At 54.8% G+C, this 16,542-nt stretch carries 11 protein-coding genes; 9 read left to right on the top strand and 2 right to left on the bottom strand.

The window, feature by feature from the left end; translation table 11 throughout:
- Positions 1-101: 101 nt before the first annotated feature.
- Positions 102-344: a hypothetical protein gene (locus tag LX66_RS26505; RefSeq protein ID WP_145719158.1), complete on the bottom strand. Its 243-nt coding sequence runs from the start codon at positions 342-344 to the stop codon at positions 102-104.
- A gap of 511 nt (positions 345-855) precedes the next feature.
- On the opposite strand from LX66_RS26505, the gene LX66_RS26500 reads away from it, so the two are divergent.
- The 5 genes from LX66_RS26500 to LX66_RS26480 all read left to right on the top strand — a co-directional run bounded on the left by LX66_RS26500 (position 856) and on the right by LX66_RS26480 (position 6,545).
- The gene (locus tag LX66_RS26500) at positions 856-1,986 is read left to right on the top strand and encodes a Re/Si-specific NAD(P)(+) transhydrogenase subunit alpha (RefSeq protein ID WP_145719156.1); all 1,131 of its coding nucleotides are present in this window, start codon (positions 856-858) and stop codon (positions 1,984-1,986) included.
- A 47-nt stretch (positions 1,987-2,033) separates the two neighbouring features.
- Positions 2,034-2,384, top strand: a complete 351-nt coding sequence (locus LX66_RS26495) for an NAD(P) transhydrogenase subunit alpha (protein ID WP_244620522.1) — start codon at positions 2,034-2,036, stop codon at positions 2,382-2,384.
- 65 nt (positions 2,385-2,449) lie between these two features.
- Positions 2,450-3,958: an NAD(P)(+) transhydrogenase (Re/Si-specific) subunit beta gene (locus LX66_RS26490; protein ID WP_244620521.1), complete on the top strand. Its 1,509-nt coding sequence runs from the start codon at positions 2,450-2,452 to the stop codon at positions 3,956-3,958.
- Between the two features lie 44 nt (positions 3,959-4,002).
- Positions 4,003-5,400, top strand: coding sequence for a methyltransferase RsmF C-terminal domain-like protein (locus tag LX66_RS26485; RefSeq protein ID WP_145719152.1), 1,398 nt, complete (start codon positions 4,003-4,005; stop codon positions 5,398-5,400).
- A gap of 89 nt (positions 5,401-5,489) precedes the next feature.
- Positions 5,490-6,545 carry a LysM peptidoglycan-binding domain-containing protein gene (locus tag LX66_RS26480; protein ID WP_158642773.1) on the top strand — a complete coding sequence of 352 codons (1,056 nt, stop codon included), beginning with the start codon at positions 5,490-5,492 and terminating at the stop codon, positions 6,543-6,545.
- Positions 6,546-6,662: 117 nt separating this feature from the next.
- Here the strand turns inward: LX66_RS26480 and LX66_RS26475 are convergent, their stop codons facing one another.
- Entirely contained in the window at positions 6,663-7,706 is a 1,044-nt protein-coding gene (locus tag LX66_RS26475; protein ID WP_145719148.1) for a LacI family DNA-binding transcriptional regulator, read from the bottom strand.
- Positions 7,707-7,891: 185 nt separating this feature from the next.
- On the opposite strand from LX66_RS26475, the gene LX66_RS26470 reads away from it, so the two are divergent.
- Genes LX66_RS26470 through LX66_RS26455 form a run of 4 tightly spaced genes read left to right on the top strand, consistent with a single transcriptional unit; the run spans position 7,892 to position 16,532 of the window.
- A complete protein-coding gene (locus LX66_RS26470) occupies positions 7,892-9,616 on the top strand; it encodes a sodium:solute symporter family protein (RefSeq protein WP_145719146.1) in 1,725 nt (574 codons plus the stop codon).
- 26 nt (positions 9,617-9,642) lie between these two features.
- Positions 9,643-11,928, top strand: coding sequence for an FAD-dependent oxidoreductase (locus tag LX66_RS26465; RefSeq protein ID WP_145719144.1), 2,286 nt, complete (start codon positions 9,643-9,645; stop codon positions 11,926-11,928).
- 38 nt (positions 11,929-11,966) lie between these two features.
- Entirely contained in the window at positions 11,967-14,993 is a 3,027-nt protein-coding gene (locus LX66_RS26460; protein ID WP_145719142.1) for a SusC/RagA family TonB-linked outer membrane protein, read from the top strand.
- 42 nt (positions 14,994-15,035) lie between these two features.
- Positions 15,036-16,532: a RagB/SusD family nutrient uptake outer membrane protein gene (locus tag LX66_RS26455; RefSeq protein ID WP_145719140.1), complete on the top strand. Its 1,497-nt coding sequence runs from the start codon at positions 15,036-15,038 to the stop codon at positions 16,530-16,532.
- Positions 16,533-16,542: the final 10 nt, after the last annotated feature.

The raw sequence follows: 16,542 nt of genomic DNA, 5'->3' as shown, positions 1-16,542 counted from the left end.
TTTACTATTTATGAGGTAATATTAGTTAAATATAATAATATTTCTTAATATTATTATTGATATAACTGCCAACATTGGCTGGCAGTTATATCCTAATCTGTTTACATGCCGCCTGAAATGTTAGCCCTCATTGTACAGTCGACACCTTCAATTGTCGTAGCATAAACAGTACCAGCAGGGCTGGGTACTGGTCCGAAGTTTACATTAGTTAAAGTACATTCACCTGTCCCGTCTGCAGTTAGCCTATAATAGGTAGTAATACCCCTGTAAGATTTAAATGCCAGCGCTCCGCCAACTACTGCAAACATAACGATGGCTGTTAAAGCAATTTTTGCACGTTTCATGATCAGTTTGCTTTTTAGGATTCAAAAAGCTAAACTTTTAAGTTAACAAATTGCCTATTCTTACTTTTAACTTCAACAAAAAGGCGCTAGGCATTAACCTTCTGCGAAGTACCCGGGTAATTTATTTATTCAGTAAGTTTGGAGTTGAGAACAGAACCAAATTTATAGAACTGCATTTAGATACCTCTCTGATTAATTTTAGTTGGCAAATGAAAGATGTGAAAAGGGGGTTTTAATAGTCTTTGTGAATCTTTAATGGTTCAAATTTTTAAAACTTATACCTTGTATTTCAAATTCTAGAAAGACATCCTGGCTATATTAGCTTCACTTGAACATTGGGATTGGTGCCAAATTCATATTAAGAATAAAATGCAAGCTAAGATAACCAAAATTTTGTAAAAGATCAATAGGGCAAGTTCCTGTTGTCCTGAACAGTAACACGTTAAATTTACCTCTCATTCTTCCGCGGTTTCCCTTTTTTTCTTTAAATTCCATTATAAAATTCCACCAGATGATTGCAGGCGTACTCAAAGAAAAGACAGGAGAAACACGCGTGGCACTAGTGCCGGAGATCGTAAAACAACTGGTCAGGCAATCGGTAACCGTCTGGGTGGAAGCGGGCGCCGGCGCACAGGCCTTTTATCCCGATGAGGCGTATACGGAGGCCGGGGCGGTGATTAAGCCCGCTGCCGACATCCTGCAACAGGCGGACCTGCTCCTGGGCCTCGGCCTGTCTGATCATCATATCCGGGAAGCCATTCCCGAAGGCAAAACACTGGCAGGCATTTTCCAGCCATTATACAACACCGGCCTGATGCAGAAGGCGGCTACCCGCCGGCTTACGCTTTTCAGCCTCGATACCATTCCCCGCACCACGCGCGCACAGAGCATGGATGTGCTCAGCTCCCAGGCCAACATTGCCGGTTACAAGGCGGTGCTGCTGGCCGCTTATACCTATAGCCGTTATTTTCCCATGTTCATGACCGCTGCCGGCAGCATAGCGCCGGCCAAGGTGCTGGTGCTGGGCGCAGGCGTTGCCGGTTTACAGGCCATTGCCACCGCGCGGCGGCTGGGCGCGGTTGTGGAGGTATTTGACACCCGCCCGGCAGTAAAGGAGGAAGTGATGAGCCTGGGCGGCCGTTTCATAGAGGTGGAGGGGGCGGCGGACGCCAGCCAGGCGGGCGGGTACGCTGTAGAGCAAACGGAGGCGTATAAACGCCGGCAGGAAGAGAAAATAGCGGACAGCATCGCCAAAGCGGATATTGTGATCACTACCGCCCAGATACCCGGAAAACCCGCGCCGGTATTGGTTACCCGGGCCATGCTGGAACGTATGCGCCCCGGCGCGGTGATCGTGGACCTGGCAGCCGCTACCGGCGGCAATACCGCGCTTACTCAGGACAGCAGCACCGTGCAGCACAATGGCGTTACCATCATCGGTAATTCCGCCCTGGCTGCCACCATGCCGGTAGATGCCAGCAAGCTGTACGCCAGGAACCTGTTCAATTTCCTGCAGTTGATCATCCGTGAAGGACAACTGGCTCCCGATTTTGAAGATGATATTGTGCAGGGCGCCTGCATTACCCGCAACGGCGCTGTCGTGAATGAAAGGGTGAAGGCCCTGGGCAGCCTGGTGGTGTAAGGTGCCTGCTACCACAGACTTTTTTTGCAACCGATAATACGCAGTTTATGATCGCTTCCTTGCTCTCTTTTATCCAACAACATCTTGAGCTGATCTACATCGTCATACTATCCGTGTTCCTGGGTATTGAAGTTATATCCCGGGTGCCTTCCGTGCTGCACACGCCGCTGATGAGCGGCGCCAATGCCATTCACGGCGTGGTGATCATCGGCGCTATCATTGTAATGGGAGAGGCGCCGGCGGATAATTACCTGGCGCTGGTGCTGGGCTTCCTGGCCGTTATACTGGGCACGCTGAACGTAGTAGGCGGCTTCGTGGTAACGGACCGTATGCTGGAAATGTTTAAGTCTAAATCCCAAAATCCAAATTCCAAATCCCAAACTGCAAAATCCAAATAATGACAGGCACTTGTATGAATAGCTGTTTTCCAATACCTCTGGGCATAGATAGCCTGCTTTGGAATTTGGGATCTGGGATTTGGAATTTCCTTCCCATTATCTACCTGGTCGGCTCTGTTACATTCATTATCGGCCTTAAAATGCTCAGTCACCCGGCCACCGCGCGGAAAGGCAATCTCATAGCCGCCGGCGGCATGACGCTGGCGATACTGGGCACCATCTTCCTGTACCGGCATAACGGGGAGCGCCTGCATAATTACGGATGGATATTTGCCGGTTTGCTCATAGGCGGCGTCATTGGCGTGCTGGCTGCGCGGAAAGTGAAGATGACGGCCATGCCGGAAATGGTGAGCCTCTTCAACGGTATGGGCGGCGCCTGCGCCGCCCTGATATCGGTGGTGGAATTCAACCATATGATCAGCGTGCCGCCTGAAGGCGGCATTATCTCTACCGTGATCAAGGCCATTACAGATACCGGCCCTGCATCATTGAGCGGCCGTACCCTTATCATTTTGCTGGGGCTGATCATCGGCACGGTGTCCTTTGCCGGCAGCATGATAGCCTGGGGAAAGCTCAACGGGCGCATCCGCGATTTTGCTTTCAGGGGACAGCATATTGTGAACCTGCTGGTGCTGGGCGTTTCCGTGGTGGCAGCCGCGTACCTCGTAGCGGCTATTGATAACCATGTGCAGCCGGAGCTATCGGCCGGGCTGGAACTGCGGCTGCAGGCAGACGGTATTGTACGGTGGCTGTTCTACCTGGTATTGCTGCTGTCTGTCGTGTACGGCGTATTATTCGTGATGCCCATCGGCGGCGCGGATATGCCGGTGGTGATCTCCCTGCTGAATTCCTTTACCGGCGTGGCAGCCGCCTGCGGCGGTTTCCTGTATAACAACCCGGTGATGCTCACCGGCGGGATACTGGTGGGCTCTGCCGGCACCATCCTCACCATCCTGATGTGCCGGGCCATGAACCGTTCCCTGAAGAATGTGCTGATCGGCTCTTTCGGCGGCGCCAAAACCGGTGTGGCCAAAGAGCAGGGGCAGTACAAGGCCATTTCCGTTCCGGATGCGGCCGTTGTGCTGGCTTACGCGCAGAAGGTGATCATTGTGCCGGGCTATGGCCTGGCTGTAGCACAGGCCCAGCACGCCTGCCATGAGCTGGAGAAACTGCTGGAGGACCGGGGCGTGAGCGTGCAGTACGCCATTCACCCGGTAGCCGGCCGCATGCCGGGGCATATGAATGTATTGCTGGCGGAGGCGGATGTGCCTTACGAAAAGCTGCAGGAAATGGAGCAGGCCAACGAGGCCTTTCCCTCTACGGATGCCGTGCTGGTGCTGGGCGCCAATGATGTGGTGAACCCTGCCGCCAAAAATGACCCGGATAGTCCCATCTACGGGATGCCCATCCTGGAAGTGGAGCACGCCAAGATGGTGATCGTGAACAAGCGCAGCATGAAGCCCGGCTACGCCGGTATAGAGAACGATCTTTTTTTCCGGCCTAAAACGTCCATGCTGTTTGGCGATGCCAGGCAGGTGCTGCAGCAGTTGATAACGGAGATCAAGCAGGTGTAGGTAATTGTAAATTCCTATAATTATTTTTGCCCCAAAGTATTCATGTGTCATCTTACCTGCCATCCTCATTACTCAACTCCCTGGAAGGGCTGCCCGGCTTTGATCGCGCGGCGTTTGAGGAGGTGCATGCCGCCGGTGAGCGGGTCACTTCCCTGCGCCTGAATCCTGCGAAGCTGCAGGATAAAGACCTGGCGGAAAAAGTATTACAGTCATTAAGTCCCGTGCCGGTGCAGCCGGTGCCCTGGTCGCAGCATGGGTATTATCTCCCGCAGCGGCCTTCCTTTACGCTGGACCCGTTCTTTCACGCAGGCGCCTACTATGTGCAGGAAGCCTCCTCCATGTTCCTGGAGCATGCGATCCGGCATAGCTGCGACCTGGCGCAATCTTTGAAGGTGCTGGACCTGTGTGCTGCGCCGGGCGGCAAAAGCACCCTGCTGCAATCCATTATCAGCGCCGGCAGCCTGCTGGTGGCCAATGAAGTGATCCGCGCCAGGGCCGGCCTGCTGGCGGACAATATCAGCCGCTGGGGCGCAGCCAACGTGGTGGTGACCAACAACGATCCGCGGGACATGGCCCGCCTGCCCGGCTTTTTTGATGTGATGGTGGTAGATGCGCCCTGCTCCGGCTCGGGGCTGTTCCGCCGCGATCCCGCAGCAGTGGAGGAATGGTCGCCGGAAAGTGTAGCGCTGTGCAGCCAGCGGCAGCAGCGCATACTGGCGGACGCCTGGCCGGCGTTAAAGGAAGGGGGCATCCTGGTATATTCCACCTGCTCCTACTCCAGGGAGGAGGATGAAGCTATACTGGACTGGATCTCCATGGAACTGGATGCCGAGAACGTGCCGCTGCCGGTGGAAGCCTCCTGGAACATTGTGACCACTTCGTCGGGTAAACGAAATTGCGAGGGCTACCGTTTTTACCCGGATAAAGTAAAAGGGGAAGGTTTTTTTATCGCCTGCTTCCGCAAAACGGGCGGTGGCGCCTGGCAGCCCGGCAAACGGAAAGATGCCCTGCCGGCGCTGTCTAAAAAAGACCGGGTGAAGCTGCAGCCCTGGGTGCAGAACCTGGAAGAATTATATTGCATGGCGCACCAGGGCGACGTTATCCTGCTGCCGCCGGGTATGACCAGCATTGTGCCGGTATTGCAACAACACTTATATTTGCGCAAGGCCGGCATAAAGGCCGGGCAGCTCACCGCGAAGGAACTGGTGCCGGACCACCAGTTGGCAGCTAGCACGTTAACCGCTGCAACTGTGCCGCGCGTGGCGCTGACACGCGAACAGGCATTGCAGTACCTGCGCAAGGAAGATCCTGCCGTGCAGGCGGCTGTAAAGGGATGGGCGCTCATGCAGTACGAAACTATGCCACTGGGATGGGCAAAAATATTGCCGAACCGCATCAATAATTATTATCCTAAAGAACTCCGTATTTTGAAAGAGATCTAGGGTTTTTACATCACCGGTATTCGGGAATTTTTCATTTTTTACGCATATATTCGTTGCCGAAAATGCGTTTGCATATAAAAGAGTTCAGTATGGTAAGATCATTTTTGATAATTGCGGGCATTATGTTGGGAGCGGCCGTAGCAGAGGCGCAGGAGATGTTGCAGGTGCAGGGGATAGCGCCGGACCTGTACCTGGTGCACACCGTTCAGAAAGGAGAAACTTTTTATAGCCTCTCACGCACATACAGCATTCCTCCCAAAGAAATAGCGGCGGAAAACCAACTTACTTTTGAGCAGGGACTGCAGATAGGACAGCAGGTGAAGATCCCGCTCACCGGCAGTAATTTTATGCAGGGCAGCAATGCCGCAGGCGGAGCGCCCGTGTATCACAGGGTAGCAGAAAAAGAAACATTATACCGTATCAGCGTTAACTATAACAAAGTGCCGCTGGACAATATCCGTCACTGGAACAATTTCAGCGGCGATGGGGTGCAGAAGGACAGTTACCTGATCGTAGGCTGGTTAAAAGGCGGCAACGGCGCTTCCGCACCTGCCTACGCGCAAACATCCGTGAGCCCGGCGCCACCTGCCACTACACCGGTGAGCACCGCGCCAGCCAGCCCGGCCCCCGCGCCGCCAGTAACGGGCGCTCCCACGACGCCCCGCCAGGAACAGGCGCCTGCTGCTATTACGCCTGCTCCCCCGGTATTAACGCCTGCTCCGCCGGTACAAACGGGCACAAGCGGCGCCACCGCCACGCAGGATACCGGTGCCGGCTCCATTGCAGGAACAACGCCTGCTGCCCCGGCAGCTACACCGCCGCCGCCTGCTACCGGCTCTTTTGAGCAGATATACATGCAGCAAACGGCCGGCAGGAAGGCGACCACGGAAAAAGGTCCCGGTGCCTGGTTCAAGAGCAATGCCACAGCGGGGAAATACTATGCGCTGCACAACTCCGCATCCCGCGGTACCATCGTAAAAGTTACCAACCCCCTCAACGGAAGGTCTATTTATGCAAAAGTGCTGGAAGCTATTCCGCAGATGAAGCAGAATGAAGGGTTGATCATTAAGCTCAGCGATTCTGCCATCAACGCCCTGGGCACTAATGAAGCCAAGTTCTATTGTGAGCTGAGTTACGAGAATTAAAGAGAGAATGTAAAATAACAAAAGTAAAATGACAAATGTAAAAGTTGGCGGCAACGTATCATTAAGACATTAAAACTGCGTTGAAACATATCTGCCGGCTTTTACATTTTACATTCTTCACTTCCCCTGTTTCATCACCGTTGACTCCCGGATGATCAGTTTTGTTTTCAGCATCACGGACGGCGCTTTCTTTACCGAGTAATCATTTTTTACGGTACTGGTAATATCCTGCAGCAGCAGCCTGGCCGCCTCGCGCCCTATTTCAAAGGTAGGCTGGGCCACGGTGGTAAGGCCGGGGGATACCAGCCTTGCGGAGAGATCGTTGCTGAAGCCCACTACCGCAATGTCGTCCGGGATGGACAATCCTTTTTGCCGGATCACTTCCATGGCGGCAATGGCGGTGGGGTCGTTGATGGTGAACAGCGCATCCGGTGGCTGCGGCAGCTCCAGGAAATGTTTGATGTAGATCCGGACTTTTTCCAGCGTCAGGTCATAGGAGATGACCAGGTCCGGGTCTACGGGTATCTTGTGCTTTTTCAGCGCATCCAGGTAGCCCTGCTGCCGCAGTTTGGTATTGATCAGTGAATCGGGGCCTGCCAGGTGCGCGATCCTTCTCCGGCCTATTTTGATCAGATGCTCCACGGCCCGGAAGGCGGCTTCATAATCATCCACTACTACATGCGGTACGTTCAGCTCATCGCTGGTGCGGTTAAAGAACACCAGCGGAATGCCCCTGCGCTGTATCATCTGGAAGTGATCAAAATTGCGGGTCTCCTTGGTATGCGATACGATGATACCGTCTACATGATAGGAGAGGAGCAGCTTTGTGTTCAGCACCTCCGCATTGTAGGATTCATTGTTGTGGCAGATGATGGCATTATATCCTGCTTCGTGCAGTACCTCCTGTGCGCCGATGATCACGGAAGGAAAATAGGTGGACATAATTTCCGGCACCAGGATGCCGATAATGTTGGTGTTGTTCCTGGCAAGGCCCAGCGCCAGCGGGTTGCGCTGGTAGTCCAGCTTTTGCGCCAGCTCCAGCACCCGGCTGCGTGTTTCCGGATGCACGCTGGGATGCCCCGTGAGCGCGCGGGAAACGGTGGACTTGGAGATGTGGAGTTGTTTGGCAATGTCGATAATGGAGATATACTTTGACTTCATATGCGTGGAATTTTATACCGCCGGAGCAAAAATAAGGAATATGGGAACATTCCCAATAGATTGGGAACAGTCCCACGGAAAAAACAGTCTTATTTATTTGTTTAATCGGGTTTGTTTAGCAAAATTTGACCATTGCCACGTACCACGTTTTGGGAAACTTCCCACGATCTTTTTTAATTATTTGTATGACGACAGCCATAGATACGGGGGTTATTTTCATCTTTTCAGTATTTGTGCTTTTCATCGGGATATTGTTCGCCCGCACCGGCCGGAACATGAAATCATTTTTTGCCGGGGGGGAGGCAGTGCCCTGGTTCATCGGCGGACTGTCCCTGTTCATGAGCTTCTTTTCAGCGGGCACTTTTGTAGCCTGGGGCTCCATTGCCTATAAATATGGCTGGGTGGCCGTCACCATCCAGTGGACCATGTGCCTGGGCGGACTGGTAACGGCGCTGTTCCTCGCCCCGCGCTGGAAGCGTGCCGGGGCGCTCACCGCTGCGGAATTCATCAAAGAACGTTTAGGCGTGCCCGTACAGCAGTTCTATATTTATATTTTCCTGCTGGTGTCCCTGGTCAGCAAGGGATCGGTGCTGTACCCCGTGGCCAAGCTGGTGAGCGTATCGCTGGGCTTTCCGCTGGAAGCCTGCACCCTGGTGCTGGGCGTGATGATGATCGCCTACACGGCCATCGGCGGACTGTGGGCCGTAATGGTAACGGACATCCTGCAGTTCGTGATCCTGACTGCTGCCGTACTCATTGTACTGCCCCTGTCATTGCAGGCGGCTGGCGGCTGGCAGACCTTTACTTCCAATGTGCCGGCAGATTTCTTTCATGCGCTCAACGGGGAGTATACCATTGGCTTCATACTGGCGTTTTCGTTGTACCATATCTGTTATATCGGCGGCAACTGGACCTTTGTACAGCGCTATACCAGTGTAGACTCGCCGGCATCGGCGCGCAAGGTATCTTTCCTGTTTGCGGCGCTGTATATCATCAGCCCCGTTATATGGATGCTGCCGCCTATGATCTATAAAAGCATCAATCCTTCCCTGCAGGGGCTGGATGCAGAGAATGCCTACCTGCAGGTGTGCCGGCTGGTGCTGCCGCCGGGCCTTATGGGCCTGATGCTCACCGGCATGTACTTTTCTACTTCCGCCACTGCCAATACAACATTAAATGTTTCCGCCGCTGTTTTCACCAATGATATTTACAAGGGCCTGCTGCGGCCCGGCGCTTCCCAGCGGCAATTGGTTCGTGTGGGCCGTCTTTCTTCTTTCCTGCTGGGCGCCGGTATGATCGGCATCGCGCTGCTGGTGCCTGCTGCCGGCGGCATGATAGAAGTAGTGCTGAGCATAGCGGCCATTACCGGTGGACCCTTGCTGCTGCCACCCTTATGGGCCTTGTTTTCCAAACGGCTCAGCGGCAGGGCGGCCTATGTGATATCCGCTGCCTGCCTGGTGGTGAACCTGCTTTTCAAGTTCGTAACGCCCTGGCTGTTCAGCATCAGCCTGAGCAGGGCGATGGAAATGGTGCTGGGCATAGGGCTGCCCTTGCTCATGCTGGCCGTATATGAATTCGTGATTGCCGCGCGACATAGCGCCTGTGATGACTACCTGCGGTACAGGTCGCGCGACAAACGGCAGCAGCAGGCGGCAGATGCTGCGGAGGCGGCCGCCGTTCACCGGCAGAACCTGTTCGGTCTGCGGGTCATTGCTTTTGCGCTGGGCTTTACTGCCTTGCTGCTGTACGTGTTGAGTATTATCACCACTTCCGGGAAGCTGCTGGTAGCCGGCATTGCCAGCGCCATCCTGTTGTGCGCGCTGATCCCCCTGCGCGCCGCCCGGAAACTGCAACAGCGTATGAAGGCGGAAGCCGTGCAAACAGCGCCGCCGCATACCGTTATGTTTTGATCATTTTACTATAAGGAGCATCGTATATGATTATCAGAGAGGAACATACTGTTCAGACAAGAAGCAACCGTTTGCTAACCCTGCAGGCAGACCTGGTGATCACCGGGGGCGGCATAGCCGGCTGCTGTGCCGCCATCACTGCTGCACGCGCCGGTACAAAAGTAGTGCTGGTGCAGGACCGCCCCGTGCTGGGCGGCAATGCTTCCAGCGAAATACGGTTATGGATACTCGGCGCCACTTCCCACCTGGGGAACAACAACCGCTGGTCAAGAGAAGGCGGCGTAATAGACGAGATATTGATAGAGAACCTTTATCGTAATAAAGAAGGCAACCCGCTGATACTGGACACCATCCTGCTGGAAAAAGTGCTGCAGGAATCCAATATCACCCTGCTGCTGAATACCGTGGTGTACGAGGTGCATAAATCGTCGGAGCGCAGCATCAGCAGCATACGCGCTTTCTGCAGTCAAAATTCCACGGAGTACGTGCTGCAGGCGCCCTTTTTCTGCGATGCTTCCGGCGACGGCATTGTGAGCTTCCTGGCCGGGGCGGCTTTCAGGATGGGCGCAGAGTCAAAGGAAGAGTTCGGGGAGCCGCTGGCGCCGGACAACGATTATGGGGAGCTGCTGGGGCATTCGCTGTACTTCTACAGCAAGGTAGCGCCGCAGCCCGTGAAGTTTGTAGCGCCGGCTTATGCGCTGAAAGATATCAAGCAGCTACCACGTTACAAGCTGCTCAGCCCCGGTGTGGATGGTTGCCGCCTGTGGTGGATAGAATACGGCGGGCGCCGGGATACGATATACGACACGGAGCAGATCAAGTGGGAGCTGTGGCGCATCGTGTACGGCGTATGGGACTACATCAAGAACTCCGGGAACTTTGAGGATGTGGACCACCTGACCCTGGAATGGGTGGGCGCTATCCCGGGCAAGCGGGAGAGCCGCCGTTTTGAAGGGCATTACATGCTCACACAGCAGGATGTGGTGAACCAGCAGCCGTTTGAAGATGCGGTGGCATTCGGCGGCTGGGCGCTGGACCTGCATCCCGCCGATGGCGTATACAGCCACCTGCCCGGCTGCAATCAGTGGCACACCAAAGGCGTGTACCAGATACCGTACCGTTCTTTTATCAGCCGGGATATTGACAATCTTTTCTTTGCCGGGCGTATCATCAGCGTTAGCCATGTGGCATTCGGCTCTTCCCGGGTCATGGCTACCTGCGGGCTGGGCGCGCAGGCTGCAGGCATGGCCGCCGCGCTGTGCGTGCAACATGGCATGCTGCCGCGGCAGTTGATGGAAAAGCCCTGCCTGCACCGCCTGCAGCAGGCCCTGAGCCGCGCGGGTCAAAGTATTCCGGGCATTCCGATCAGTCGCGATGAAAATGATCCCATGCGCACGGCCCTGATCACTACCTCTTCTACCTTGCCATTAGACGAAATTCCTTTTGACGGCCCCTGGATGCCACTGGAGGAAGGCGCCGGGCAACTGTTGCCGTTCAGGAAAGGAACATGCTACCAGTTCACGATAAAGGTTAAGGCTGCGCAGGCCACCACCTTACACGCCTCTTTGAAAGTGAGCGGGAAACCGTTCAATTACACGCCGGATGTTACACTGGAAACACTGGCCATACCGGTACAGCCTGGCGAGCAGTTGCTCACGCTTTCCTTTACTGCGCCGCTGCCGGAAACGCAATATGGCTTCCTGCTGCTGACCGCCAATCCTGCATTGCAGGTGCAGGGCAGCCAGTGGCGGTACAGCGGTATCGTATCCGTGTTCAACGGTAAGAACAAGGCGGTGTCCAACGAAGGCCGGCAAATGGCCCCGGAAGGCTCCGGGGTGGACAGTTTTGAATTCTGGTGCCCACGCCGCCGGCCGGAAGGATATAATATATCCATGACCGTTACTCCGGCACTGGAGCCCTATGCGCCTGCCAGCCTGGTAAACGGCTTTACCCGTCCCTACCTGGGGGCTAATGCCTGGGTGGCCGATCCGGCTGATCAACGGCCTTGGGTGCAGTTGCAATGGAAAGCGCCGCAGAAGTTGCGCGCGCTTACCCTGCACTTTGATACCGACTTTGATCATCCCCTGGAATCGTCCCTGATGGGGCACCCGGAGGATGTAATACCTTTTTGCGTGCGGCATTACCGCATTTACGACGAGCATGGCACACTGATACATGAAAGGGAGGACAATTATCAAACTATCAATCACATTGTATGGGACAAGCCTGTTAAAACTTCCACGCTGCGTATCGAAATAGCGCATCCTGCCGCCTTTGTGCCGGCGGGGCTTTTCGAGATACAGTGCGCCTGATCGCAGGGACTGTTCCGCCTTTATTAATTACCACGGTTATGAAAAAACATTTATCAGATCTGTTCATGAAGGTATGGATGCTGCCGGCCATACTGTTTATCCCGTTCTCGCTTTTCGCGCAGCAGCAGGCAGTAACAGGGAAAGTGGTCTCCATTGAAAAGGGAGAGCCGCTGGCGGGCGTTACCGTCAGGTTGAAGAACGGTAACAGCGGCGCCGTTACAGGGCCGGACGGTACTTACTCCTTAAAGGTGCCGCAACCCGGCGCCGTGCTGATCTTTTCCTTTACCGGTTTCCTGGAACAGGAAGTGCCGGTAAACGGGCGGCAGGAAATCAACGTAACAATGGGACCCGATCCCAAATCGCTGGGAGAGGTGGTGGTAGTGGGCTACGGCACGCAGCAGAAAGCCAATGTAGCCGGCGCCATCGCTTCCGTAAAACCGGCGGAGCTGAAGCAAACGCCTATTGCCAACGTGGTGCAGGGCCTGCAGGGCAGGGTGGCCGGGGTGCAGATCACGCAGAACTCCGCCGCACCCGGTGGTAACGTGAGCATGCGCATACGCGGCACCAACTCCATCAATGGTAGCTCCGAGCCGCTGTACGTGGTGGACGGCGTACAGCTTTCCAACTCCGGCGGTATTAACGACATCAGCAGTCTTTCCATTATCAACCCCAATGATATTGAATCCGTGGAGGTATTGAAAGACGCTTCCGCCACCGCCATTTATGGAGCGCGCGGCGCCAACGGCGTGGTGCTGATCACCACCAAACGTGGCAGGTCCGGTAAAACCCGGGTTACCTACGATGGGTATTATGGCGTGCAACAGGTGACCAAAAAGATGCAGATGATGAATGCCGCGGAATTTGCACAACTGGAAAATGACACCTATCATACCAATGTGTATGATGATCCCGCATCGCTGGGCGAAGGCGTGGACTGGCAGGAGCTGATATTCCGGGATGCGCCCATGCAAAGCCACCAGGTAGGGGTATCCGGCGGCAATGAGAAAACACAGTTCGCGTTGTCTGCCAACTATTTTAACCAGCAGGGCGTTATCATCAGCTCCAATTTTAAACGGTATGCTTTCCGCCTCAATTTTGATCACCGCATCAGCCCCTTGCTGCGGGTGGGCACCAGCCTGTATACCAGCTATATCATCAACAATACCATTCCTACCGCTTCCAGCAGCATTGATGCCGGCGCAGTGACCACCAGCATACTAGGCGCTGCATTGGGCGCACCGCCTACCTTGCAGCCTTACCGCGAGGATGGCAGCATATGGCCCTTTGGGGATCAGCTCAACGGCCGCTACCGCGAAGTGGTGAACCCGCTGGGGCTGGCGCAGATACTGAACCGCGACAAAACCAGCAGAACGCTGGGCAACATTTACGCGGAGTTTACCCCGTTGGAAGGGCTGACCTACCGGGCCAACTTCAATCCCATCATTTCCTCCGGTTTAAAGGATTATTACTCCCCGCGTTCCATTATGAATACCGGCGACCTGGTATCCGGCGGGGGTAAAGCGGCCAAAACCAATTCCAATACGGTGGTGCTGTTGCATGAAAGCGTGCTGACCTACGAACGGCGTTTTGCAGATCATTCCCTGAAATTCACCGGCGTATTTGCCACACAGACCAATCATAGTAATTGGAACAAGATCGAGGCTTCCAATTTCCCGAATGATGCCACCGCGAACGAAGCCCTGCAACTGGCAGTGGATAGAACGGTAGAAAGCTCGCGCAGCAAGGACCGGCTGGATTCCTACATGGGCAGGATCAACTACGGCTTCCGCGATAAATACCTGCTGGACCTGATTGCCCGCATGGACGGGGCCAGCAAGTTCGGCACCAACAACAAATACGGCTTTTTCCCGGCAGCAGCCGTGGCCTGGCGCGTATCTGAAGAACCGTTTATGAAGCGCCTGGCTGCGGTGAGCAACCTGAAGCTGCGTTTCAGCTACGGCGTTACCGGTAATGCCGGCGCCATTGATCCTTACCAGTCACTGGCTACCGCTACCGCCACCGGCAATTACTATTTTAACCATGCGCCTGTGAATGGCATCAGTCCTTCCGGTATTCCCAATCCTGACCTGAAATGGGAACGCTCTACCCAGGCAGACCTGGGTATAGACGCCGGCTTCTGGAATAACCGGTTGAACATAACGGCTGATGTGTATCATAAAAAGACCAAGGACCTGCTGTTTGTAATGGCGCTGCCCACTTCCTCCGGTTACAATACCATTACGGGCAACTTTGCCAACCTCGAGAACAAGGGCCTGGAAGTGGCTGCAGATGCGGCGGTGCTCACCGGTAAGCTGAGATGGAATGTGGCCGGCAATATCACCGTGAACCGGAACAAGGTAACGCATCTCACCAGCAGCACTAATGAATATACCGTGAACAACTATACGATCCTGAAAGTGGGAGAGCCGCTGGGCCTGTTCAAAACCTATGTGTTCGACGGCATTTACCAGACCGGCGAAACCATACTGCCCGGTGGTAGCCGCACCGGCGGCGTTAAGGTAAAGGACCTGAACAAGGATAACGCTATTACCGCCGATGACCAGACCATTATCGGCAATGCCAATCCTTCCTTTACCTATGGTTTTTCCACTAATCTCAGCTACGGGCGGTTTGACTTCAGCGCTTTCTTTTCCGGTTCGCAGGGCAACAAGGTGTACAACCTGATACGCTACTCTTTCGAGAATCCCTATGGCAGCCGCAATGTGTACAAGGCGCTGGTAAACCGCTGGTCGCCCACGAACCCCAGCAACGAATATGTGAGCGGGTTCCAGGGAGGCCGCCTGCCGCTGACAGACCGTTTCCTGGAAGACGGGTCCTACCTGCGCTGCAAGAACATTACGCTGGGCTACACGCTGCCGGCCATGAAATGGATCTCGTCTGTCCGCGTATACGGCAGCGTGAACAACCTGTTCACCATCACGGACTATACCGGGTTTGACCCGGAAGTGAACACCTTCGGCAATTCCAATACGCTGATAGGGGTGGATAACCTGGTATACCCGATAGCCCGTTCTTTCCTGTTCGGGATGCAGGTATCCTTTTAAAAACGTATAGCCTTTACAGTAATCACTAAAAAATATTGATCCATGCCAGGTAATATCAGATCAAAATACGGCGTCCTCACCTGCCTGCTGGCAGCAGCGCTTTTGTCCTGCAAGCTGGAGGAAACGCCCTATTCCGCCATTTATACAGACACCTTCTATAAAACGCAGCAGGACGCAGAAGCTGCCATTGCCGCCGTATACACGGCGCTGGCCGATATGTACGGCGGTCCCTCCCCATTGCTGGTGGCGGACCTCAGTGCAGACCAGGTATATCCCAGGCCGGTAGTAGGCCGCGATACCTATACCCTGTTCAGCTATGATGCCGATTATACGGCGGTAAGGAGCTATAACCGCACCATGGAGTCGCCGGTGAATATCTGGGACAATTGTTATAAGGGGATAGAAAGGGCCAACTGGGTGCTGGAAAAAGTGCCCGGCACCAGCATGGATGCGGAGCGCAGGCAACAGATACTGGGGGAAGCCTGGTTCCTGCGCGCCTGGTTCCACTGGATGCTGACAAAGAATTTCCGTGACGTGGTGGTGAGAACGCATCCCAGCAAGGTGCTGGAGGATGCTTACAAGCCGGGGAGCCCGAAGCAGGAAGTGTACCAGCAGGTATACCGGGACCTGGACAGCGCCATCGCCGCCCTGCCGGAGTATTCTGCATCCTGGGCCAAGGGCCGTCCCAGCCGGGAAGTGGCGCAGGCCATCTATGCCAAGGCGGCCCTGTATAATGAAGATTGGACCACTGCCCTGGAGAAGGCCAGTGCGGTGATCAATAGCGGCAGGTACCAGTTGATGGACAATGTGCTGGACGTATATGATCCGGCCAGAGAAGATGCGGCCCGGCAGGAGAATATGTGGGCTTTTGAAGCGGAATCCGCTGTGCCTTCCCGCGCTTCGCAGATCATGTCGCTGTACGGCCCGCCCAATAGTAAGGGGCCCGCTTATGGAAATTCTTCCTACGGCTCTATTTTTGCCTACCCGGACTTTTTCGCTTCCTTTGATCCGGCGGATAAGAGGCGGCAACTGCTGGACACGTTTTATATAGACCGGCAGGGCAATACGGTGCACCAGGCTAACATTACGCCCATTACGCCCAAAGGCGTACTGGTAAAAAAATATATGGACCCTAATTCCATCGGCAATGCGCACAGCACCAACATCCCGCTGTTACGGCTGGCGGATGTATACCTGGTGGCGGCGGAGGCGGAAGCCAGGCAGAACGGGCCTACCGCGGCGGCCTACGGTTTCATTAACCGGGTGCGCACCCGGGCCGGCCTGCCGAACCTGGAGGAAGGGCTGAGCAAGGAAGCCTTTATTGCCGCCGTGCTGCAGGAGCGTAGCTGGGAACTGTTTGCGGAAGGCGACCGCTGGTACGACCTTACGCGCACCAACACTTTTATGCAGGTGATACCGCAGGCGGTGAATGATGTATTTCCCGCCCGCAACCCCCAGCCCAGGCACCGGTATTTTCCCATACCGCTCAGCGAGATCAATGCCAATCCCGAACTGGAACAAAACCCTGACTGGAAATAAACCGAATGAT

This window comes from Chitinophaga japonensis (assembly GCF_007830125.1).
Lineage (GTDB): Bacteria > Bacteroidota > Bacteroidia > Chitinophagales > Chitinophagaceae > Chitinophaga > Chitinophaga japonensis.
The sequence above is the reverse complement of the archived record's forward strand: the minus strand, read 5'-3'. Positions and strand labels throughout refer to the sequence as shown.

Excerpts from the sequence above, each read along its gene's own strand:
- LX66_RS26495 (WP_244620522.1), top strand. The coding sequence starts at position 2,034 with ATGATCGCTTCCTTGCTCTCTTTTATCCAACAACATCTTGAGCTGATC.
- LX66_RS26500 (WP_145719156.1), top strand. The coding sequence starts at position 856 with ATGATTGCAGGCGTACTCAAAGAAAAGACAGGAGAAACACGCGTGGCA.
- LX66_RS26455 (WP_145719140.1), top strand. The coding sequence starts at position 15,036 with ATGCCAGGTAATATCAGATCAAAATACGGCGTCCTCACCTGCCTGCTG.
- LX66_RS26480 (WP_158642773.1), top strand. The coding sequence starts at position 5,490 with ATGGTAAGATCATTTTTGATAATTGCGGGCATTATGTTGGGAGCGGCC.
- LX66_RS26475 (WP_145719148.1), bottom strand. The coding sequence starts at position 7,706 with ATGAAGTCAAAGTATATCTCCATTATCGACATTGCCAAACAACTCCAC.
- LX66_RS26505 (WP_145719158.1), bottom strand. The coding sequence starts at position 344 with ATGAAACGTGCAAAAATTGCTTTAACAGCCATCGTTATGTTTGCAGTA.
- LX66_RS26460 (WP_145719142.1), top strand. The coding sequence starts at position 11,967 with ATGAAAAAACATTTATCAGATCTGTTCATGAAGGTATGGATGCTGCCG.
- LX66_RS26470 (WP_145719146.1), top strand. The coding sequence starts at position 7,892 with ATGACGACAGCCATAGATACGGGGGTTATTTTCATCTTTTCAGTATTT.
- LX66_RS26465 (WP_145719144.1), top strand. The coding sequence starts at position 9,643 with ATGATTATCAGAGAGGAACATACTGTTCAGACAAGAAGCAACCGTTTG.